Raw genomic sequence first — 17,101 nt, forward strand, 5'->3', positions numbered from 1 at the left:
CGGGTGTCGGCGCGGCGCTGGCGACCGCGACCGCGCCGCTGCCCCGGCTGGACCTGGACGGCGCCGAGCCGACCGCCCGCGCCGCGCGCTACCGCAAGCTGCTGGAGATCGTCGACCAGCCGTTCGAGGTCTACGACCTGTCCGGACTGCTCGGCCTGCCCACCTTCGCGTTCACCACGCCGGAGTCCACCGTCGCCTGCACCAGCGCGCTGGAGCCCGGTGACGCGCTGGAGCAGGGGCTGGAGCTGACCCTGCTCGCCCACCAGTCCCGGGCCGCCGGGCAGCCCGGCTACGCCCCGGAGCCCGCACCCGACCTGCCCGCGGACCTGCGCGGGGAGCCGCGCCGGCACCCCGGGCGGCGCGGGGCGTGGCCGGGCCCGGTGACCCTGGACGAGGTCGTGGCGCGGCTGACGCGCGAGGGCGGCCGCGTGGTGGCGGTGCCGCTGGACCACGATCCCGCCGTCGCCCGGCTGTGTCCGTACGTGGCACAGGCCGTGGTCGTCCATGGCTGACCGGCCCCAGGTACTGCTCGAACCCCATCGGGTGATCGTCGGACCGTGGCCGCCGGGCTGCCCGGAGTGCCTGCGCACCCGCCGCACCGCGGCCTCAGGCGACGACCGCACCGCCGAGCCCGCCGGCGGGAGACCGCGCCCGGCGCTCCCGACCTTCCTCGCGGACACCGTCGCCGAACTGACCGGGGCCGAGCCGCAGGCGCAGCGCTACTGGATCGTCGACGCGACCACCCTCGCGCTGTCCCGGCACGGGTTCCTCGCCGACCCGCACTGCCCCACCTGTTCGACCGTCACCCCCGACACCGGGGAGGGCGCGCGGATCACCCGGCAGGTGCGGCCCAAGGTCTCACCCGGGTCGAGCCGGGTCCGCCTGCTGGACCGGGCCGGGCTGGAGGCGGTCTACGTGGACGTGCAGAGCGGCCTGATCCCCTCCGTCACCTCCTACACGCAGCACGCCTTCCCCTTCACCGAAGCCGTGCTGGCCGTGCCCGGCGTCTCCACCGAGGCGTCCGGCTACGGCCGCACCCGCGACTTCGCGTCCGCGCGGGCCGTCGCGGTCGCCGAATCGCTGGAGCGGCTCGCGGCCCACACGCCGGCCAGGCGCACCGGCGTCAGGGCCTGCTGGGCGGAGGTGGCGGCCGACGCGGTCGACCCCCGCACCCTCGGGCTGTATCCCGCCGACCGGTACAGCGCACCGGGCTTCCCCTACCGCGAGTTCACCGAGGACGCGGTGGCGAACTGGGTCTGGGGCTGGTCGTTCGGCCAAGGCCGCCCGGTACTGGTCCCGGAGAGCTTCGTCTACTACCGGCTGCGGAGCAGCGGCGGCGAGACCGGGTTCGCCTGCGAGATCTCCAGCGGCTGCGCGCTCGGCGGCTGCTACGAGGAGGCGGTGCTGCACGGTGTCCTCGAAGTCGCCGAGCGGGACGCGTTCCTGACGGCCTGGTACGGCCGCACCCCGCTGCCCGAGCTCGACCCGGCCACCGTGCCCGACCGGCGGATCCCGCTGGTGGCCGAGCGGATCGAGCGACAGGGCTACCGGGTACGGGTCTTCGACAGCACCCGGGAGCACGGGATCCCCTCGTTCTGGACCTTCGCCGAGGACGCCGCCGGCGACGGGCGGCCGAGAGCCGTCTCGACCGGCGGCAGCGGGCTGCAACCGGCCGAGGCGATCCTGGCCGCGCTGCACGAGCTCAGCCAGACCGTCGAGTACGTGACGCTGCTGGCCATGGACCCCGGCTGGCGCGACCGGGCCCGGCATCTGACCGGGCATCCGGACGAGGTCGTCTCGATGGCCGACCACCTGCTCTGCGCCGCCGACCCGGACGGCTTCGACCGGTACGCGTTCCTGCTGGACGACCCACCGGCCTCGACCTGGCAGCAGGGCCTCGAACGCTGGCGGTGGCCGCGCCACACCGAGATCGGCGCGGACCTGGACGAGGCCGTGCAGCGCTTCGCCGCCGCCGGCATGGACGTGATCGCCGTCGACACCACCTCAACGGAACAGGCAGCGGGAGGCTTCACATGCGTCAAGGTGATCGCACCGGGCTCGGTGCCGATGACCTTCGGCCACACGGCCCGGCGGGTGACCGGCCTGCCCCGGCTCGCGCAGGTGCGCAACCCGCACCCTCACCCGTTCCCGTGACGGCGCGCGAGGACGGCATCGGCCGGGAGTTCTGGCGGATCAGCCTGGAGGACCTGGCCGAGGCGATGGAGACCCGGCAGTCGGAGTACGGCAACCCGGACGAGCCGCTGAAGTTCAAGACCTACCGGGGCCTGCCGCGCCGCCCGCTGACCACCAGGGTGCCCACCGAACCGCACCCCGTGGACACCCTCGACGACCCGGCCCTGTCCACACTCCTCCACTACGGCTACGGCATCTCCCGGCAGGAGTTCGACACCAACGGGACCTGGCCCTACCACCGGACGGTCGCCTCGGCGCGCTGCCTCTTCGGCGTCCAGCTGTACGTGTGCCTGGCCGACGGCGCCCACCACTACGACGCCCCGCACCACGCGCTGGTCAGGCTGCGCCAGGGCGACCACCGGGAGTTGCTCACCCGGGCGACGGGCACCGGCGGCCCCGCACCGCAGGCCGTCCTGGTGCTCTCCGGAATGCTCTCCAAGCCCGCCTACATCTACCGGGACTACGCCTACCGCCTGTGCACGCAGGAAGCCGGTCTGCTCGCCGGGAACCTCGACCTGGTCGCCCGGGCCATGGGCCTGCGGGCCCACGTCCACCACCAGTTCCTGGACGAGCCGGTCCACAAGCTGCTCGGACTCGACGGCGACGAGGAACCGGCCCTGCTGGTGCTGCCGCTCCACCGCGCCGACGCTGGTACCCCTCCGTCGGACCGGCTGGTCGCGGAGACGGCCGGGGCGCTGGCCGCCACCATCGAGGCGATCGAGCCGCAGGTGGTGCCGAGCGGCCTGCGCGTCACCCGGGCCTGCCCGGTGCTGACCGAGGTCAACCGGGCGTCCCTGCGCACCGACACCGCGGGCTTCAGCACGGCTCTGCCGGTCGCGCCCGCCGTCTCCGACACCGAGCCGCTGCCGTTGCCCACGACCGAGGTCCCCGATCCGGGCCTGGCCCGGGTCCTGCGCGCGCGGAACTCGGGCCCGGGCATCTTCCGCCCGATCGCCTCGCAGGTCGACGGAGTCGAGCTGTGGGCACGACTGGCGCGGATCCGCACCGGGGTCGTGAGCGACGTCGTCCCCGCCGGAGCACCGGCCCCGTTGGAGATCTTCCTGACCGTCGGCGACCTCACCGGCATACCCGCCGGGGCCTACCGGCTCGCCCCCGAGACCGGCGCGCTGCACCCCGTCGCCCGCGCCACCTCCGACGCCCCGGACGCCGCCGACACCGGCCCGAACGCCGTCACCGCGATCGAACGCGTCACCATCCCCGGACCGGTCTTCACGCACATGAACGCCGTCGTGCACCTGGTCGGCGACCGCGACTGGGCCTTCGACACCTTCGGCGACCGCGGCTACCGCGTGATCAACCAGGAGGCCGGGCTGCTCGCCCACCGCGTCTGCGTGGCCGCGGCGGCGCAGGGCATGTCGGGCCGCATCGTCAACGCCTACCACGCCGAAGGGGTCCGCGCGGCCCTCGGCCTGACCGAGCGGCGCCACACCCCGGTCTTCCAGATCCTGCTGGCCAGGACGGGGCCGGGCGGCCGCATGATCGTGCCCGTCGAACCAGAGGCGGTGGAGTGATGAAGAGCCTGCGAGGAGCCGGACCGGGAACGGCGCAGTACGGCCTCGCCCCGGCGGCCGTGATCCGGCTCGCCGGAAGCCCGGTCGCCACACTGGAGGGCCTGCGCTGCGCGCGGAGCTGGGCCACCGCCCGGGACCTGGTCCGCCTGCGCGCCCGGATCTCCGAGGCGGCCGGCGAGCTGTCGGTACTCCTGCACACGGTGATCGGCACCCTCGGCGACGGCGAGGCCAAGGCCGGGCTGGTCGCCGTGCGCCGGGCCGTGCGCCGCGGCCGCCGCGTCGACCCCGCCCGGCTGGGCGAGGCACCCGCCGACCTCACCGCCCCACTGCGGCACTGGACCGCGCTGCTCGACGAACGCGACCGGCTGCAGGCCGAGTTGCCGCAGCAGCTGGAGGAGGACTGGGCGGCGAGCTGCCGGGCACTGCGCGACGCCGGCCGGCTGCCGGCCTTCCAACTGGGGCTGGTGCACGCCAACCCGGACATGTTCCTGGCCCTGCACAAGTGGCTGACCACCGGCCGCGCGCCGCAACGCCAGAGCATGCTGCGGCTGGCCCAGTACCTGGCCCGCTCGGCCGCCAAGACCAGCCCCTACTCCACCTTCACCAGCAGCGGACTGGCCGCCTGGCGCCGGCCCGGCGACATCGTCGAACCGCCCGGTGGGCCGGCCGCGGGCCGGGCGGCCGCGTCGACCGGCACCGAGGTCAGCATCGGCACGCTGCACCGGATCGCCCGCGCCGTCGGCGAACGCCCCGAGGTCGCCGGCGGCTGCCGGATCCGGATCAACCCGAGCGCCACCGTCGTCGACGACGCGCTGCTCTTCCTCGGCCGCCGACCGGTCGAGCACGTGCACAGCCTGGCGCTGACCCCGACGCTGCGCCGGGTCCTCGACGTGACCACGCACGGGACCACCCTGGACGACCTGCGCGGCGCGCTGCTGGCACGGGCGGCCGACAGACATCAGGCCGACGCGTTCCTGCGCCGCCTGGTCACCCTCGGCGTGCTGGAGCCCGTCCCGCCGCTCGCCGACCAGACCCCGGACCCGGTCGCCGAACTGCGCGCCTGGCTGCACCGGTTGCGCCAGCCCGGTCTGCAGAAGCTGGACTGGACCCTGCACGCCGTGCAGGAGGCGTTGTCGACCTACCCGACCATCGCTTCCCCCGGCGCCCGGGTCGCCGTCCGCGACGCCGTGGTCCGCGGCCTGGACACGGCGCTGCGCGAGGCGGGTGACCACGCCCACCTGCACAACCCCAAGCTGGCCAAGGAGTTCGCCCGGTACAGCTTCTACGAGAACGCCGTCCACCCGGGCACCGCCGCCGTCCTGGACCCGGAGCGGTGGCGGTCCCTGCTGGACGACCTGGACGCCGTGCGCACGCTGCTCGGCCTGATCGGGCCGGACCTGCCCACCAAACTGACCCTGAGCCGGCTGTTCCAGGAGCGGTACCCGGCCGGGGCCGAGGTCCCGCTGCTGGTGTTCTACCGCGACGTGCTCACCGAGCAGCAGACCGGCGCCGGCGCTCCCGTGACCGCCGATCGCGACGACGCCGACGGGGACGCCGACGGACCCGCCACCGAGGACGGCGGCGGGGACGGCACCGGGGACGCGCTGCGCGAGCTGCAGCGGCTGCGCGCCGCCGTCAAACGACTGCTCGGCGAGCGGGCGCCCGACCCGGACGGGGTGGTCCGCATCGACCCGGACGAGGTGCGCACGCTGGCCGAGGAGTGGCCGGGCTGGGTGCGCACCCCCACCTCCGTGGCGGCGTACTGCCAGCTCGCCGACGCCCCGCAGGGCGAGGAGCTGGTGGTCAACACCATCACCTGCGGCTTCGGCCGCGGCCGGAACCGGGTCCGGCAGATCCTGGACGGGCTCGACCTGCACACCGACGCCCCGGCCGAACAGGGGCTCGCCGCAGGCCGTGGCGACGTGCTCTTCGCCGAGTTCGAGGCAGTTGCCAGGTCCGCCGTCAACGTCAGGAAACCCGGGGTGCGGCTGGTCGTCGACTATCCCGGCGTGCGCAGCGCCCGCGACCGGGACGACCGGCTGCCGATCAACGACCTGTCGGTGCGGCGCGGCGGCGACGGGCTGCTCCAACTGGTGTCACGGCGGCTGGGCCGGCAGATCTGTCCCGTTCACCCAGGCCTCGGCGACCGGCTGCTGCCGCCCACCGCGCGGTTCATGGTCGAGGCCTTCGGCGAGTCCAACACCTGGTTCGGTGCGCACACCGAACTCCGGATGACCTCGGACCCGCGTGCCGACAGCGGGGTGCGCCACCTCCCGCGGCTGACGGTCGGCAAGGTGGTGCTGCGCCGCGCCATGTGGATGACCCGCGCGGACCGGCTGCCCCGGCGCGCCGAGGCCGCGACCGACGCGGCATGGATGCTGCGGACGGCCGCCTGGCTGGCCGAACACGGGATCCCCGACCGGTGCTTCGTGACCGTGCTCGACCCGGCCACCCTGGCCCAGGGCGGCGGCCGGGCCACGCGCAACGACACCAAGCCCACCTACGTGGACTTCGCGAGCATGCTGCTGCTGCTCGGGCTGGAACGACGGCTCGCCGAGCCGAACGCGATCGTGCAGATCAGCGAGACGGTGCCGGACCCCGGCCGGATCCGCGGCGAGCGCGTCGCCGAGTACATCGTGGAACTCAACGAGCCCGGAGTCACCTATGTCTGACACGACCGACACGACTGCCACGACTGCCACGACCCACGTGCCTGCCACGCCTGCCACGACCGGGACGTCTGCGATGGCCGGCATGCCGGAGCCACCCGGGACGGGCGCACGCACCTGGGTCAGCGCCCACCTCTTCCACCACGGCGACCAGGACGCCCTGGTCGTCGGCGCCGTCCGGCCCGCCGTCGAGCGGCTGCGCCTCGCCGGGCAGGCCGAGGGCTTCTTCTTCCTGCGCTACTGGGAGGGAGGCCCGCACATCCGGCTCAGGGTGCTCACCCGCCCCGAGCAGGCGGTGCAGGTCCGGTCCGTGATCGAGGAGACGGCGGCGGAGTTCTACCGGGCCTCGCCGTCGGAGTCCTCGATGACCCCCGAGGAGTACGCCGAGTCCGCCCCGGGCCTGGCCGCGCTGGAGCGGATGGCCGACTACGACACGGTGCTCCACCCGGACAACTCGGTCGCGTTCGTCGACTACCTGCCGGAGACCGCGGTGTTCGGCACCGGGCGCTCGCTGGAGGCGGTCGAGCGTCAGCTGATGGCGGCCAGCGCGCTGGCGGTGGAGCTGATCGCCCGCGGCCGCAAACCCGGGCAGCGGGCCATGGACGCCTTCGCCATGCTGGCGGCGAACCGCACCCTGTTCACCGGCATCCTGCCCGAACTCGCCTACCAGGCACGGTTCATGGTCGAGAGCGGTGGTCAGGCGGCCCGACTGATCGGCACGCCGGAGTTCGAACGTTACTTCGAGGCCAACAAGGCCCAGCTGCGCTCGACCCTGGAGACGGTGTGGGCCGCCACACGGGGCGTGGCACTGCCCGACGGGTCCGTCGCGAACGGCTGGCTGACGAGCACCCGGGACCTGAACGACACCCTGGTCCGACTGGAGCTGCTCGGCCGACTGGACGCCTACCCGAGCTTCGAGGCGCCCGCCGAGGTGCTGGACCACATCAACCACCCGGTGCCGCAGCTGATCGTGGAACGGTGTGCGCACCTGATGTGCAACCGGCTCGGCATCAGCCTGGCCCAGGAGTCCCACCTGCGGCTGCTGCTGACCCGGACGGCGTTCGACCTGTGCGCGGTGTGACCATGGGCGACGAGGTCACGCGCTACCAGGAGGACGTCCACACGCCGACCGAGGTGGCCGACCCGACGGCGTTCCCGCCCCGGGTGGTCAAGAGCTACCCGGGCGCGCCGCGGCATCCGCTGCCCTGGCCGCCGGAGCGCGCCGGGCACCGGCTCGGCCGGCTGCTCGCCGACCTCGGAGGCATCACCCGCGCGCAGTGGCTGACACCGCTGGACATGCTGCCCTTCACCGACGGCTTCGACGCCATCCCCGACGACGACCCGCTGCAGTGGCTGGTGACCAGGCGCCCGACGCCGTCCGGCGGCGCCCGCTACAGCGCCGAGTGGTACGTGATCGCCGGTGACGACTCCGAGGTGCCGACCGGTGTCCACTACTACGACCCGGCCCGCCACGACCTGGTGCGACTGCGCGCCGGCGACTACCGCAGCCACGTCGCCTCCCGGCCGGCCGCGACGGTGCTCGTGCAGACCAACGTGTTCTGGCGGCTGGCCGCCAAGTACGGCGAGATGCACTACCGGCTCGCCTGCCTGGAGGCCGGCATCCAGGTGGCGCAGGCGCTCGTGGTCGCGGACGAGCAGCAGGCCACCGCCCGGCTCTGCTTCCCCGACGCCGACCTCGCCGAACTGCTGGGCCTCGACCCCCGCGAGGAGGGAGTCCACGCGGTCGTCGAGCTGCTCCCGCCGCCCCCGCCCGCCGTACGCGGCCCGTCCATGGCCGCCTTCCCGCGTGCCCACGGCGCGCACGCCGCCGTGCTCGCCCGGAGCCGGCCCGGCCCCGAACCGCTGCCGACCTCCCCGGCGGGGGACGGCAAGCGGATCGACCTGCCGCTGGCCGCACCCGACCTGCGGGCCGGCACCCTGACCCGGCACGCGGCCGTGCGCGGCTTCAACGGCGACCCGATGTCGCCCGCCGCGCTGGCCACCGTCCTCACCGCCTACGGACAGCAGGCCCGCTGGGACCTGCCCGACAACCTGGTCGAGTTCCACTGCGTCGTCGCCGACGTGACCGGCATCCCGTCCGGGGCCTACCGCTACCACCCCGACGAGCACCAACTGGAGCCGGTCGCCGAGGGCGACCCCCGGCAGCGGCTGCGCGAGGCCGCACTGGCCGCACTGACCCAACAGGGCGCGCGAACCGCGAACCTGTGGCTGCTGCCGGTCGGCGACGCGGAGGCCGCCGAGGCCCGGTTCGGCGCCCGCTGGTACCGGGTGCAGCAGGCCGCCGCCGGCGCCGCGCTGCACCGGGCCTGCCTGGCCGCAGCGTCGATCGGAGTGGCGAGCCGGATCCAGAACGACGTGCTCACGCATCTGCTGGACGAGTGGTTCGGCCTGCACGGGCGCAAACGGAGCCTGCTGATGGCCCAGTTCGGCACCGAGCACCCGGCCGGGCTGCGCCCCGAGTTCCGGCTGACCTGGTGAGGCCGACGTCATGAGGGAGAGGCGCACGTGAGCGAGACCGTACTCGGCGGCGGCCTGCTGGCCGACGCGGTCGCCGAGCGGCCACCGTCGCTGCTGGTGGTGGCGCACGACGCCTGGGACACCGGCGACTGGGCCGCCGCCCACGACCGGGGCGAGCCCTGGCTGCCCGTGTGGACGGAGCTCGGCCGGGTCGTGATCGGCCCGGTCGTCCGGCCCGGCGAACCCGGCTGCGCCTGGTGCGTGCAGACCTGGCGGTCCGCCGCGCCCCGCCGCGACCGGTGGACGGCCGAACTGCGCGAGGACGAGCGGATCGCGCAACGGCCCTCGCTGTGGCTGTCCACCTTCGCCGCCGAGACCGTGCGCGAGCTGCTGCACACCGGGGCGGCCGCGGACTGCTGCTGGTACCTGGGCCTGCGCGACCTCTCGCTCGCCCGGCACCCGTTCCTGCCCGACCCGCTGTGCCGGGTCTGCGGGGCACTGCCGGAGGACACCGCCGCGCTGGCCGCGATCACCCTGCAGCCGCGGCCCAAGCCGCGGCCCGGCGCCACCAGGGTCCGCGACCTGTTGGAGTCCGAACTGACCGGCCTGTACGTGGATGCCGAAACAGGCGTGGTCGCCCCGCCGAACGGCATGCGGGACGCCCGGTTCCCGCTGGCCGAGGCCGTACTCACCGAGTACGGCTACCGCGGCGAGGCGGGCTGGGGACGCGGCCGCGACTACGCCACCTGCCGGACCACCGCCGTCGCCGAGGCCATGGAACGGCTGGGCGGCCAGTGGCCCTGGGGCAAACGCACCGCCGTGCGCGGCAGCTGGGCCGAACTCGCCGACGACGCCCTCGACCCGCGCTCGTTCGGCCTGTTCCCGCCCGAACGCCACCCCGACCCGGACGGCCGCTACCAGCCGTTCACCGAGGACGCCGTGGTGTCCTGGGTGTGGGGGTACTCCTTCGGCCTCGCCCGGCCGGTGCTCGTCCCGGAGAGCCACGCCTACTACCGGACGGACTGGCAGCCGGGCGCCGCCGCGGACAAGCCCTTCACCTTCGAGATCTCCAACGGCTGCGCGCTCGGCGGCTGCCCGGAGGAGGCGATCCTGCACGGCATCCTGGAGGTCGTCGAACGCGACGCCTTCCTGATGACCTGGTACGCCAGGATGCCCGTGCCCGAGGTCGACCTGGCCCGCGCACCCGACCCGCGCATCCGGCTGGTCGTCGATCGCCTGGAGCGGACCGGCTACCGGGTACGGGCCTTCGACACCACCCTGGCCGAGGCGATCCCCGCGTTCTGGGTGCTCGCCCAGGACACCGGCGGCGACGCCGCACGGCCCCAGGTCGTCTGCACGAGCGGATCGGCCCTGGACCCGGCCGCCGCCGTGCTCAGCGCCCTCGGCGAGCTCGCGCCCATCGTCGAGCAGGAGCTGCGTCGCTACCCGGACGAGGCCGAGCGGGCCCGGCGGATGACGGCCGCGCCCGAGCTGGTGCGGGTGATGACCGACCACGCGCTGTGCAGCGCAACCCCGGAGGCCCTCGACCGCTTCGACTTCCTGCTCTCCGGCCCCGACCGCACCATCGGCTGGGACCGCCTGGGCCGCGGCCCCTGGCCGCACCACGCCGACCTGCGGGACGACCTGACCGAGGCCGTCGGCCGGATGCTGGCGGGCGGCATGGACGTGGTGGTCGTCGACCAGACCTCGCCGCTGCACCGGGCCGCCGGCCTGCACTGCGTGAAGGTCATCGCCCCCGGCGCGCTGCCGATGACCTTCGGTCACCGCAACCGGCGGACCACCGGCCTGCCCCGGCTGCGCGAGGTGCCGTACCGGCTCGGCCACGCGCCGCACCCGCTCACCGACGCAGACATCAACCCCCACCCCCACCCGTTCCCATGAGCGGCCGTCACCCCACCCCCGTCGCCGCCACCTTCGGTGTCCGGGTCGCGGGCCTGCCGGCGACCGTGCCCCAGCGGCTGGTCGACGAACGGCTGCGCCACGCGCTGCTGGCGACGGCGCGGACGGCCACCGAACTGACGGCACGTGCGGCCGCGCTCTCCGACCGCTGCTACGCGGTGATCGGAGCGCTCCCGGAGCCGGCGGCCAAGCCGAAGCTGGTCGCGCTGCGGCGTTGCGTGCACCAGCTGCGGGACACCTCGCGGCTGCTGGCCGATCCACTGGTCGCCGCTGCCCTCGGCGAGGAACTGGCTGCGGACGTCGCCGAGTTCGCGCACCGCGTGGCCCGCCATCGGGCCGAACGGGCACAGCTGCCGGCGCTGCTGACCGAGGCGGAGCGGGCCGTGACCGCCGCCCTGCGGGAGATCGCCGCCGACCCCCGCTTCGACCAGGGCCTCACCCATGCCAGCCCCACCCTGCGCGAGGTGCTGCAGCGCCGGCCGGGCCGGCAGGAACTGATCCGGCTGGCCGTCTACGCCACCCGCGCCGCCGTCAAGACCAGCCCGTTCAGCACCTTCACCGCGAGCGGCCTGGGCAGCTTCGTCCCGGACGGACCGGCGCTGCGCTGGACGGCGACCGCACCCGCCCGGTCGGTCGTCGAGCTCGACCTCGCAGCCCTCGTCCCGCTGGCCGCCGAACGGACCCCGGCCACCGAAGCCCGTGTCGGCGTGAACCCGAGTGCGCGGCCGGTGCCCGGCGCCGTCCGGTTCCTCGGCCCGGCGCCGACGGAGGAACTGCTCAGCCTGCCGCTGACCGCCCCGCTGCGGCACTGCCTGCGGGCCGCCGCCACCCGGCCGACCCTCGCCGAGCTGACCGCCGCACTCCCCGCGCCGCCGGAACGGGCCACCGCATATCTGCGCGCGCTGCTGGACGCCGGACTGCTGCTGGCCCCGCCCAGCCTCGACGAGCACGGCCCCGACCCGCTCGGCGAGTTGGTACGGCGCGCCCCCGAGCTGACCCCCGTCCGGGCGGCGCTGCGTGCCTACGCGCACGCCGAGGGATCCGAGCGGGCCGCACTCGGGGCGACGCTCTCCGAACGCCTCGCGCCGCTCGGCGTCACCGGCAGGCTGCGGGACGTCGTCACCGAGCAGTCGGTCATCCCCGGCGTGGTGGTCGAGGCGGGGCTGTCGTCCTGGCGAGCGGCCCTCGACGACCTGGCCCTCGCCTGCCGGCTGCTGGCCGTCTTCGACCACACACTGCCGTTCAAGCTGGCGATCGCCGCGTTCGTCCGGGAGTGGTTCGGAGCGCGGACACCGGTGCCGTTCGACCGGTTCTACGCCGAACTGGTCCGCAACGGCGGCGAGGCGATGCGTCTGCACCCGGCCGCCGTCGCCTTCGCCGCCACCGGGCCGACCGGGACCCTGGCCGCCAGCCCGATCCCCGAGGTGCGCCGACTGGCCGGCCTGATCGGCGAGGTCCGGCGCGCGCTGCCGGACCGGCAGCGGATCGCGCAGGTGCTGGACGCGCTCCCGGACTGGGTCCGCCCGGTGGGATCGGTCGCGGTCTACACCCAGTACGACGCCGGACGGCTGGTCGTCAACGCGGTCAACTCCGGCTACGGGCGCGGACGGTCCCAGCTGCGACGGCTGCTGAGCGCCGCCGGCGGGGATCCGCTCCCGGTCGCGGCGGTGCATCCCGGCGGGACGAGGTACGCCGAGTTCGCGCAGACCCTGGCCACCTCGCTCAACCAGCGCGAGCTCGCCCTGCCGGAGCGCCTCGACTACCCGCCGCCCGCCCGGCTGACCGTCGGCGTGGGAGCGGACGGTCTGCCCGTCCTGCTCGACGGCGCAGCGCCCGTCCGCCCCGTCCACGGCGGGCTCTCCTACGAGCGACAGCTCCCCCCGGTGATGGCCCTGCTGGTCGAGGCGTTCGGCGAGAGCCCGATCCTGCTCCGGCCCGACCAGCCGTTGCGGCACGACGCGGCCGCGGGGACGGGGACGGCGCGCGTCCTGCACGCGCCGCGGCTCGACATCGGGCGCGTGGTCCTCCGGCGGGCCACCTGGGTCGCCCAGCCGGGCACCCTGCCGCGCCGCGCACCCGGCCAGCGCGACGCGGACTTCCTGCTCCTGCTGGCCGCCTGGCTGACCGAACACGGCATCCCGCCCCGGTTCTTCGTCTCCGTGCTGCGACCGGGCGACGGCACGGCCGGCTCGCTCGCCCGTGACCGGGCCCGGAAGCCGCTGCTGGTCGACATCGGCTCGCCCCCGCTGGTGCTGGCCTTCGAGAAGCTGGCCGCCGATCCGGCCGCGGCGGCGGTGCTCTCCGAGGTCGTGCCGGGGCCGGAGACGGCGCTCACCGACCAGGAGGGCCTGCCGCGGGTGACCGAATTCCTGATCGAGCTGAACTGTCAAGGAGACGGGCGATGACGGATACCTCATGGCGCACCGTGAACGTCTACCACCACGACCCCGACCGGACGGACCTGCTGCTCGACGCCGTCCGCCCGTTCCTCCGCGCGGTGGCCCCCGCGACCGTCCGGGCCTGGTTCCAGCCGCACTGGCGGCGCGGCCCGCACGTCCGCATCCCGATCCGGGCGAGCACCGAGACCTTCGACACCGTGGTCGCGCCGGCCGTGACGGAGATCCTCGGCACCTACCTGCGGGCCCACCCGTCCACGGCGGTCCTGGACGAGCAGGCCGTGCTGGAGCAGCACCGGCGGCTCGCCCGGTCCGAGCGCGAGCAGGGGCCGTTGACCCCGTGGGCGGCCAACAACTCCGTCGCGGTCGAGCCCTACGACCGGCGCCTCGCCGTCCTCGGCGGGCCTGCCGCGGCCGACCTGCTCGCCGACTACTACACGGACACCAACGACGTCGTCTTCGCCGTCCTGGAGCGGGTCCGCGGCGGCGGTTCGAGGATGGCGCTGGCCGTCGACCTGTTCATCGCGGCGGCGCACCGGTTCCTGCCGCCCGTGACCTACGGCTACCTCTCCTACCGCGGGCACGCCGACGCCTTCCTCGCCAAGCACCCCGACGGCCTGCGCGAGCGGTTCGACCGGGTCTACGAGACCAACGCGGAGCGCTTCAGGCAACGGGTCGTCACCATCACCGCGACGACCGACCACCACCGGGTGCTGCCGTTCGGCAGCCTGCTCGACACCCTGCTGCGCTACCGCGACCGGGCCAACGAGCTGATCCTGGCCGGCGGGCTGGCGCTCGACACCGGTGCGGACGGCCGACCGGAGGAGTGGGGTTCGAGCTGGAGCGCCTGGTCCGACCGCAGCCCGTTCCACCGGACGCTGGGCGGCCACCGGGGGGCGGCCGACCAACTCGGCGGCTGGAACACCTTCCAGCAGTACCGGGTGGTCCTCAACTGGCTGTACCTGAACATGTACCGGATCGGCATCGGCGAGCTGGAGCGCAACCTGATCTGCCACGTGGTCTCCCGCGCCGTGGAGGACGTGAACGGGGTGACCGCGATGGGCAGGATCGAGGACCTGATCGGGTTCGTCGACGGCGGCGGCCGACTGTAGCCGGACTGCGGGGGAGGGGAGCACACGATGGGCTCAGGCCCCGCACGCCATCGGCCGAGGTCCGTAGTGCAAAGAAATGTCATTGAATGAGACCAATAGAACTGTATGCCGCCTTGATGTGGCATGCTCATGCTCTCGGTGCACTTCCTGCTGTGCGCCGCGCATGTGAGGGGGGATCACCTTGGCCACTTCCGAGGCCGGCGCCGCCGTCAACGGTGCCCATCGACCCATCGACGACCCGAGCCGCCCGATCCTCGAACAGATCGCCGACAAGTGGTCGATGACCGTCCTGACGGTCCTCAGTGAGCCCAAGCGATTCAACGAGATCAGGCGTCAGCTGGAGGGGGTGACCCAGCGGGTGCTGACCCAGACCCTGCGCCGCCTGGAGCGCAACGGGATGATCAGGCGTCAGGTGCTGCCGACCTCGCCGGTCGGGGTCGAGTACTCGCTGACCCGACTCGGCGAGTCCCTGCGGGAGCCGTTCAGCCAGCTGCACACCTGGGCCGTCGACAACACGGACGAGATCCGGGCGCACCAGAGGGAGTACGACCGCCGGATGCTCGACTTCAGAACTCCCCTGTCCCCGGCGGCGGCCGCCGTCCCCCCGGACGGATTCCCCCAGGGGCGTCCCTCGCGGCTGTGACCGCAGGGGTGTTCCCCTGCGGATGGCGGTCGGTTCGGTGAGCGAGCCCGTCGGCGGCTCAGAAGCCTTCCCACCGGACCAGGTCGTCCCAGGCGGGACCGCCCCGGCGGTGCACCGGGGGAGGCTGCTGCGGTGACGGGTGGCCGAGGCAGACGATCAGCTCGGGCCGTACCCCGTCCGGTACCCCGAGCAGGACGGCGACCGCCGCCCGGCTGAAGGAGGTCACCGGACCCGCGCCGAGCCCCAGACCGTGCGCCGCCAGCAGCATGGTCGCCGCCGCCGTCCCCACGTCGATGAACGGGCCGGGGTTGTCCTCCGGGAAGCCGTAGGCGCGCACCCGGGCCCGGTCGACGCAGACGACGATCGCGGCCGCCGGGTGCTGGAGCATCCCGGGGGAGACCATCCGGAGCGCCCGCAGCAGTCCGGGCCGGGTGACGACCACGTACCGGTGGAGGCGCCGGTTGCCGGCGTGCGGCGCGTACCGGGCGCTGTCCAGGACGGCCCGCAGCCGCTCGGGCTCGACCGGTGCGTCGGTGAGCGCCCGGACCACGCGACGGGTGCGGATCGCCCGCAGGACGGCGTCCCCGTCGGTGGCGCCGTCACGCGTGCGCTCGGCGCCGTTCACGACGTCCCGCCGTTCGTTGCCGCGCTGTTCGTCGGCTCGGCGGGAGTCGGCTCGGCGGGAGTCGGCTCGGCGGAAGTCGGCTCGGCGGAAGTCGGCTCGGCGGGGACGAGTGAGTCGAGCAGGTACACGGCCAGGGTCCGGCAGAGCGCGTCCAGCCGGTCGACGTAGGCCTGTGGGTCGCCGGCCCGGACCGAGGTCTCGGAGTGCCCGCGGCGCACCTCCTGCAGCAGGGCCCGCAGCCGGTCGCCCGCCTGCGGTTCGATCATCTCCGCGAGCCGTCCTGCTGCCGTGAGCAGCCGCAGCGGTGCGTACTCGGCGGCCTCGTCCACCTGGGTGCGGGCGGAGCAGACGAGGTAGGCGAGGAGTTCGACCGCGCCGTCCTCGTCCAGCACCCGTCCCGTCCGCTCCGCGCGTTCGGCGCCGCCCATGGGCACACTCCGTCGTTCGCCGCGCGCCGGTCGCCGGCCCGCCGCCGCGGCGCCCGGCCGGCCGTCCCTGCCCCCAGCCTCTGCCCTACGCGGACGGTCCGCACGCCGCCGTGGGTGTGGTCAGACGGCCTTGACTCTGGTGCCGGCGGATTCGAGGGCGGCGACCTCGCCGGCGGGCGCCGAGGTGTCGGTGACGAGGGTGTGCAGGAGCGCGGCGGGGCCGACGTGGGCGAAGGCGGTGCGGCCGAGCTTGCCCCCGTCGGCGGCGACGACGGTGCGGCGGGCGGGGCGGCGAGGGCGGCCTTCTTCACCGCCGCGTCCGCCGGGCTCCTGCGCACCGCACCCGATCGGGAAGGACCCGACGGCGTCCGCCCGGACAGCGCCGGAGGCGACCGCAGCCCCCGTGAGGGCGGCCGGCATCCACTGACCGCATCCACTGACCGAATCCACTCGGCGCGGCAGGGCGCATCCGCCGTCGCGCCCGGTGAGGTCGAAGGGCCGGGTGGGAAATCACTGCCTGGCTGTCGCCCCCGGGCGCTAACCTCTCGCCAGGAACGTCGAGGAGGGGTGGGGCTCATGGCGTACGGCGGGGACGTGCTGTCCGGAAACGGTCCGCGGAGGGGCGCCTCGGGCGGGCTGACCGCGATCGGGGTGCTGTTGGTGGTGTACCTCGTCATCTTCGCGGTCGCCCTGGCCATCAGCGTCACCCAGGGCAACTACACCTACGTGATCGAGACGGCCGACAGGCGCGCCGAACTGCCCGCACTGGCCGTCGCCGCCTACTTCGCGCCGCTCGCGGCCACCCTGGTGTCGACATCGGTGCTCGCCGTCCTGGCGTTCAGGGGAGTGTCCTGGGTACGGCCCGCTGCCGCGGTGCTCCTCCTGGTGACGACCCTCTCGGCCTCCGGCCAGCAGCTCTTCCTCCAGCTGACCAACCGGTGGCTGGACGACATCCTCGACCGGCCGCTCGACGCGATGTACACCATGCTGCAGCCGTACCTCGCGCTCGGCGTGGCCATCGCGGTGACCGTCGTCGCGCTTGCCACCCGCGGGCCCCGTCCGGGCGCCGGAGCCGGCAGGTCCTTCGCCCCGCCGCCGTACCCGC

Annotated in this window: 12 protein-coding genes and 2 pseudogenes; 11 read left to right on the forward strand and 3 right to left on the reverse strand. The window is 74.5% G+C overall.

Going from position 1 to position 17,101, the window contains the following annotated elements; translation table 11 throughout:
- The 10 genes and pseudogenes from KSNIM_RS36075 to KSNIM_RS36120 form a co-directional block, all read left to right on the forward strand.
- A pseudogene (locus KSNIM_RS36075) lies at positions 1-512 on the forward strand (hypothetical protein); the annotation flags it as partial.
- Positions 505-2,154 (forward strand): TOMM precursor leader peptide-binding protein, encoded by a 1,650-nt coding sequence (locus tag KSNIM_RS36080; protein ID WP_263107401.1) that lies wholly within the window; start codon positions 505-507, stop codon positions 2,152-2,154. The pseudogene KSNIM_RS36075 and the gene KSNIM_RS36080, both read left to right, overlap by 8 nt.
- Positions 2,151-3,725 carry a SagB family peptide dehydrogenase gene (locus tag KSNIM_RS36085; protein WP_263107402.1) on the forward strand — a complete coding sequence of 525 codons (1,575 nt, stop codon included), beginning with the start codon at positions 2,151-2,153 and terminating at the stop codon, positions 3,723-3,725. The genes KSNIM_RS36080 and KSNIM_RS36085 overlap by 4 nt, the downstream gene beginning before the upstream one ends.
- On the forward strand, positions 3,725-6,397 hold the full coding sequence (locus KSNIM_RS36090) for a lantibiotic dehydratase family protein (protein WP_263107403.1): 2,673 nt from the start codon (positions 3,725-3,727) through the stop codon (positions 6,395-6,397). The genes KSNIM_RS36085 and KSNIM_RS36090 overlap by 1 nt, the downstream gene beginning before the upstream one ends.
- 82 nt (positions 6,398-6,479) lie before the next feature.
- Positions 6,480-7,475 carry a lantibiotic dehydratase C-terminal domain-containing protein gene (locus KSNIM_RS36095; RefSeq protein WP_263107404.1) on the forward strand — a complete coding sequence of 332 codons (996 nt, stop codon included), beginning with the start codon at positions 6,480-6,482 and terminating at the stop codon, positions 7,473-7,475.
- A 2-nt stretch (positions 7,476-7,477) separates the two neighbouring features.
- A complete protein-coding gene (locus KSNIM_RS36100) occupies positions 7,478-8,893 on the forward strand; it encodes a nitroreductase family protein (protein ID WP_263107405.1) in 1,416 nt (471 codons plus the stop codon).
- A gap of 27 nt (positions 8,894-8,920) precedes the next feature.
- Positions 8,921-10,774 (forward strand): TOMM precursor leader peptide-binding protein, encoded by a 1,854-nt coding sequence (locus KSNIM_RS36105; RefSeq protein ID WP_263107406.1) that lies wholly within the window; start codon positions 8,921-8,923, stop codon positions 10,772-10,774.
- Positions 10,771-13,197 (forward strand): lantibiotic dehydratase family protein, encoded by a 2,427-nt coding sequence (locus KSNIM_RS36110; protein ID WP_263107407.1) that lies wholly within the window; start codon positions 10,771-10,773, stop codon positions 13,195-13,197. Before KSNIM_RS36105 ends, KSNIM_RS36110 begins: the two co-directional genes overlap by 4 nt.
- A complete protein-coding gene (locus KSNIM_RS36115) occupies positions 13,194-14,300 on the forward strand; it encodes a thiopeptide maturation pyridine synthase (protein ID WP_263107408.1) in 1,107 nt (368 codons plus the stop codon). Before KSNIM_RS36110 ends, KSNIM_RS36115 begins: the two co-directional genes overlap by 4 nt.
- A gap of 181 nt (positions 14,301-14,481) precedes the next feature.
- Positions 14,482-14,943, forward strand: a complete 462-nt coding sequence (locus KSNIM_RS36120; protein ID WP_263107409.1) for a winged helix-turn-helix transcriptional regulator — start codon at positions 14,482-14,484, stop codon at positions 14,941-14,943.
- 58 nt (positions 14,944-15,001) lie between these two features.
- On the opposite strand, the gene KSNIM_RS36125 is transcribed toward KSNIM_RS36120, so the two are convergent.
- The 3 genes and pseudogenes from KSNIM_RS36125 to KSNIM_RS36135 all read right to left on the reverse strand — a co-directional run.
- Positions 15,002-15,568, reverse strand: coding sequence for a nitroreductase family protein (locus KSNIM_RS36125; protein WP_263107410.1), 567 nt, complete (start codon positions 15,566-15,568; stop codon positions 15,002-15,004).
- Positions 15,565-15,996, reverse strand: coding sequence for a DUF6092 family protein (locus tag KSNIM_RS36130; RefSeq protein ID WP_263107411.1), 432 nt, complete (start codon positions 15,994-15,996; stop codon positions 15,565-15,567). Before KSNIM_RS36130 ends, KSNIM_RS36125 begins: the two co-directional genes overlap by 4 nt.
- 120 nt (positions 15,997-16,116) lie before the next feature.
- A pseudogene (locus KSNIM_RS36135) lies at positions 16,117-16,316 on the reverse strand (decarboxylase); the annotation flags it as partial.
- A gap of 256 nt (positions 16,317-16,572) precedes the next feature.
- On the opposite strand from KSNIM_RS36135, the gene KSNIM_RS36140 reads away from it, so the two are divergent.
- Positions 16,573-17,101: hypothetical protein (locus KSNIM_RS36140; protein WP_263107412.1), on the forward strand; the 529-nt coding region annotated here is incomplete at its 3' end.

It is taken from the genome of Kitasatospora sp. DSM 101779, from assembly GCF_025655475.1.
GTDB lineage: Bacteria > Actinomycetota > Actinomycetes > Streptomycetales > Streptomycetaceae > Kitasatospora.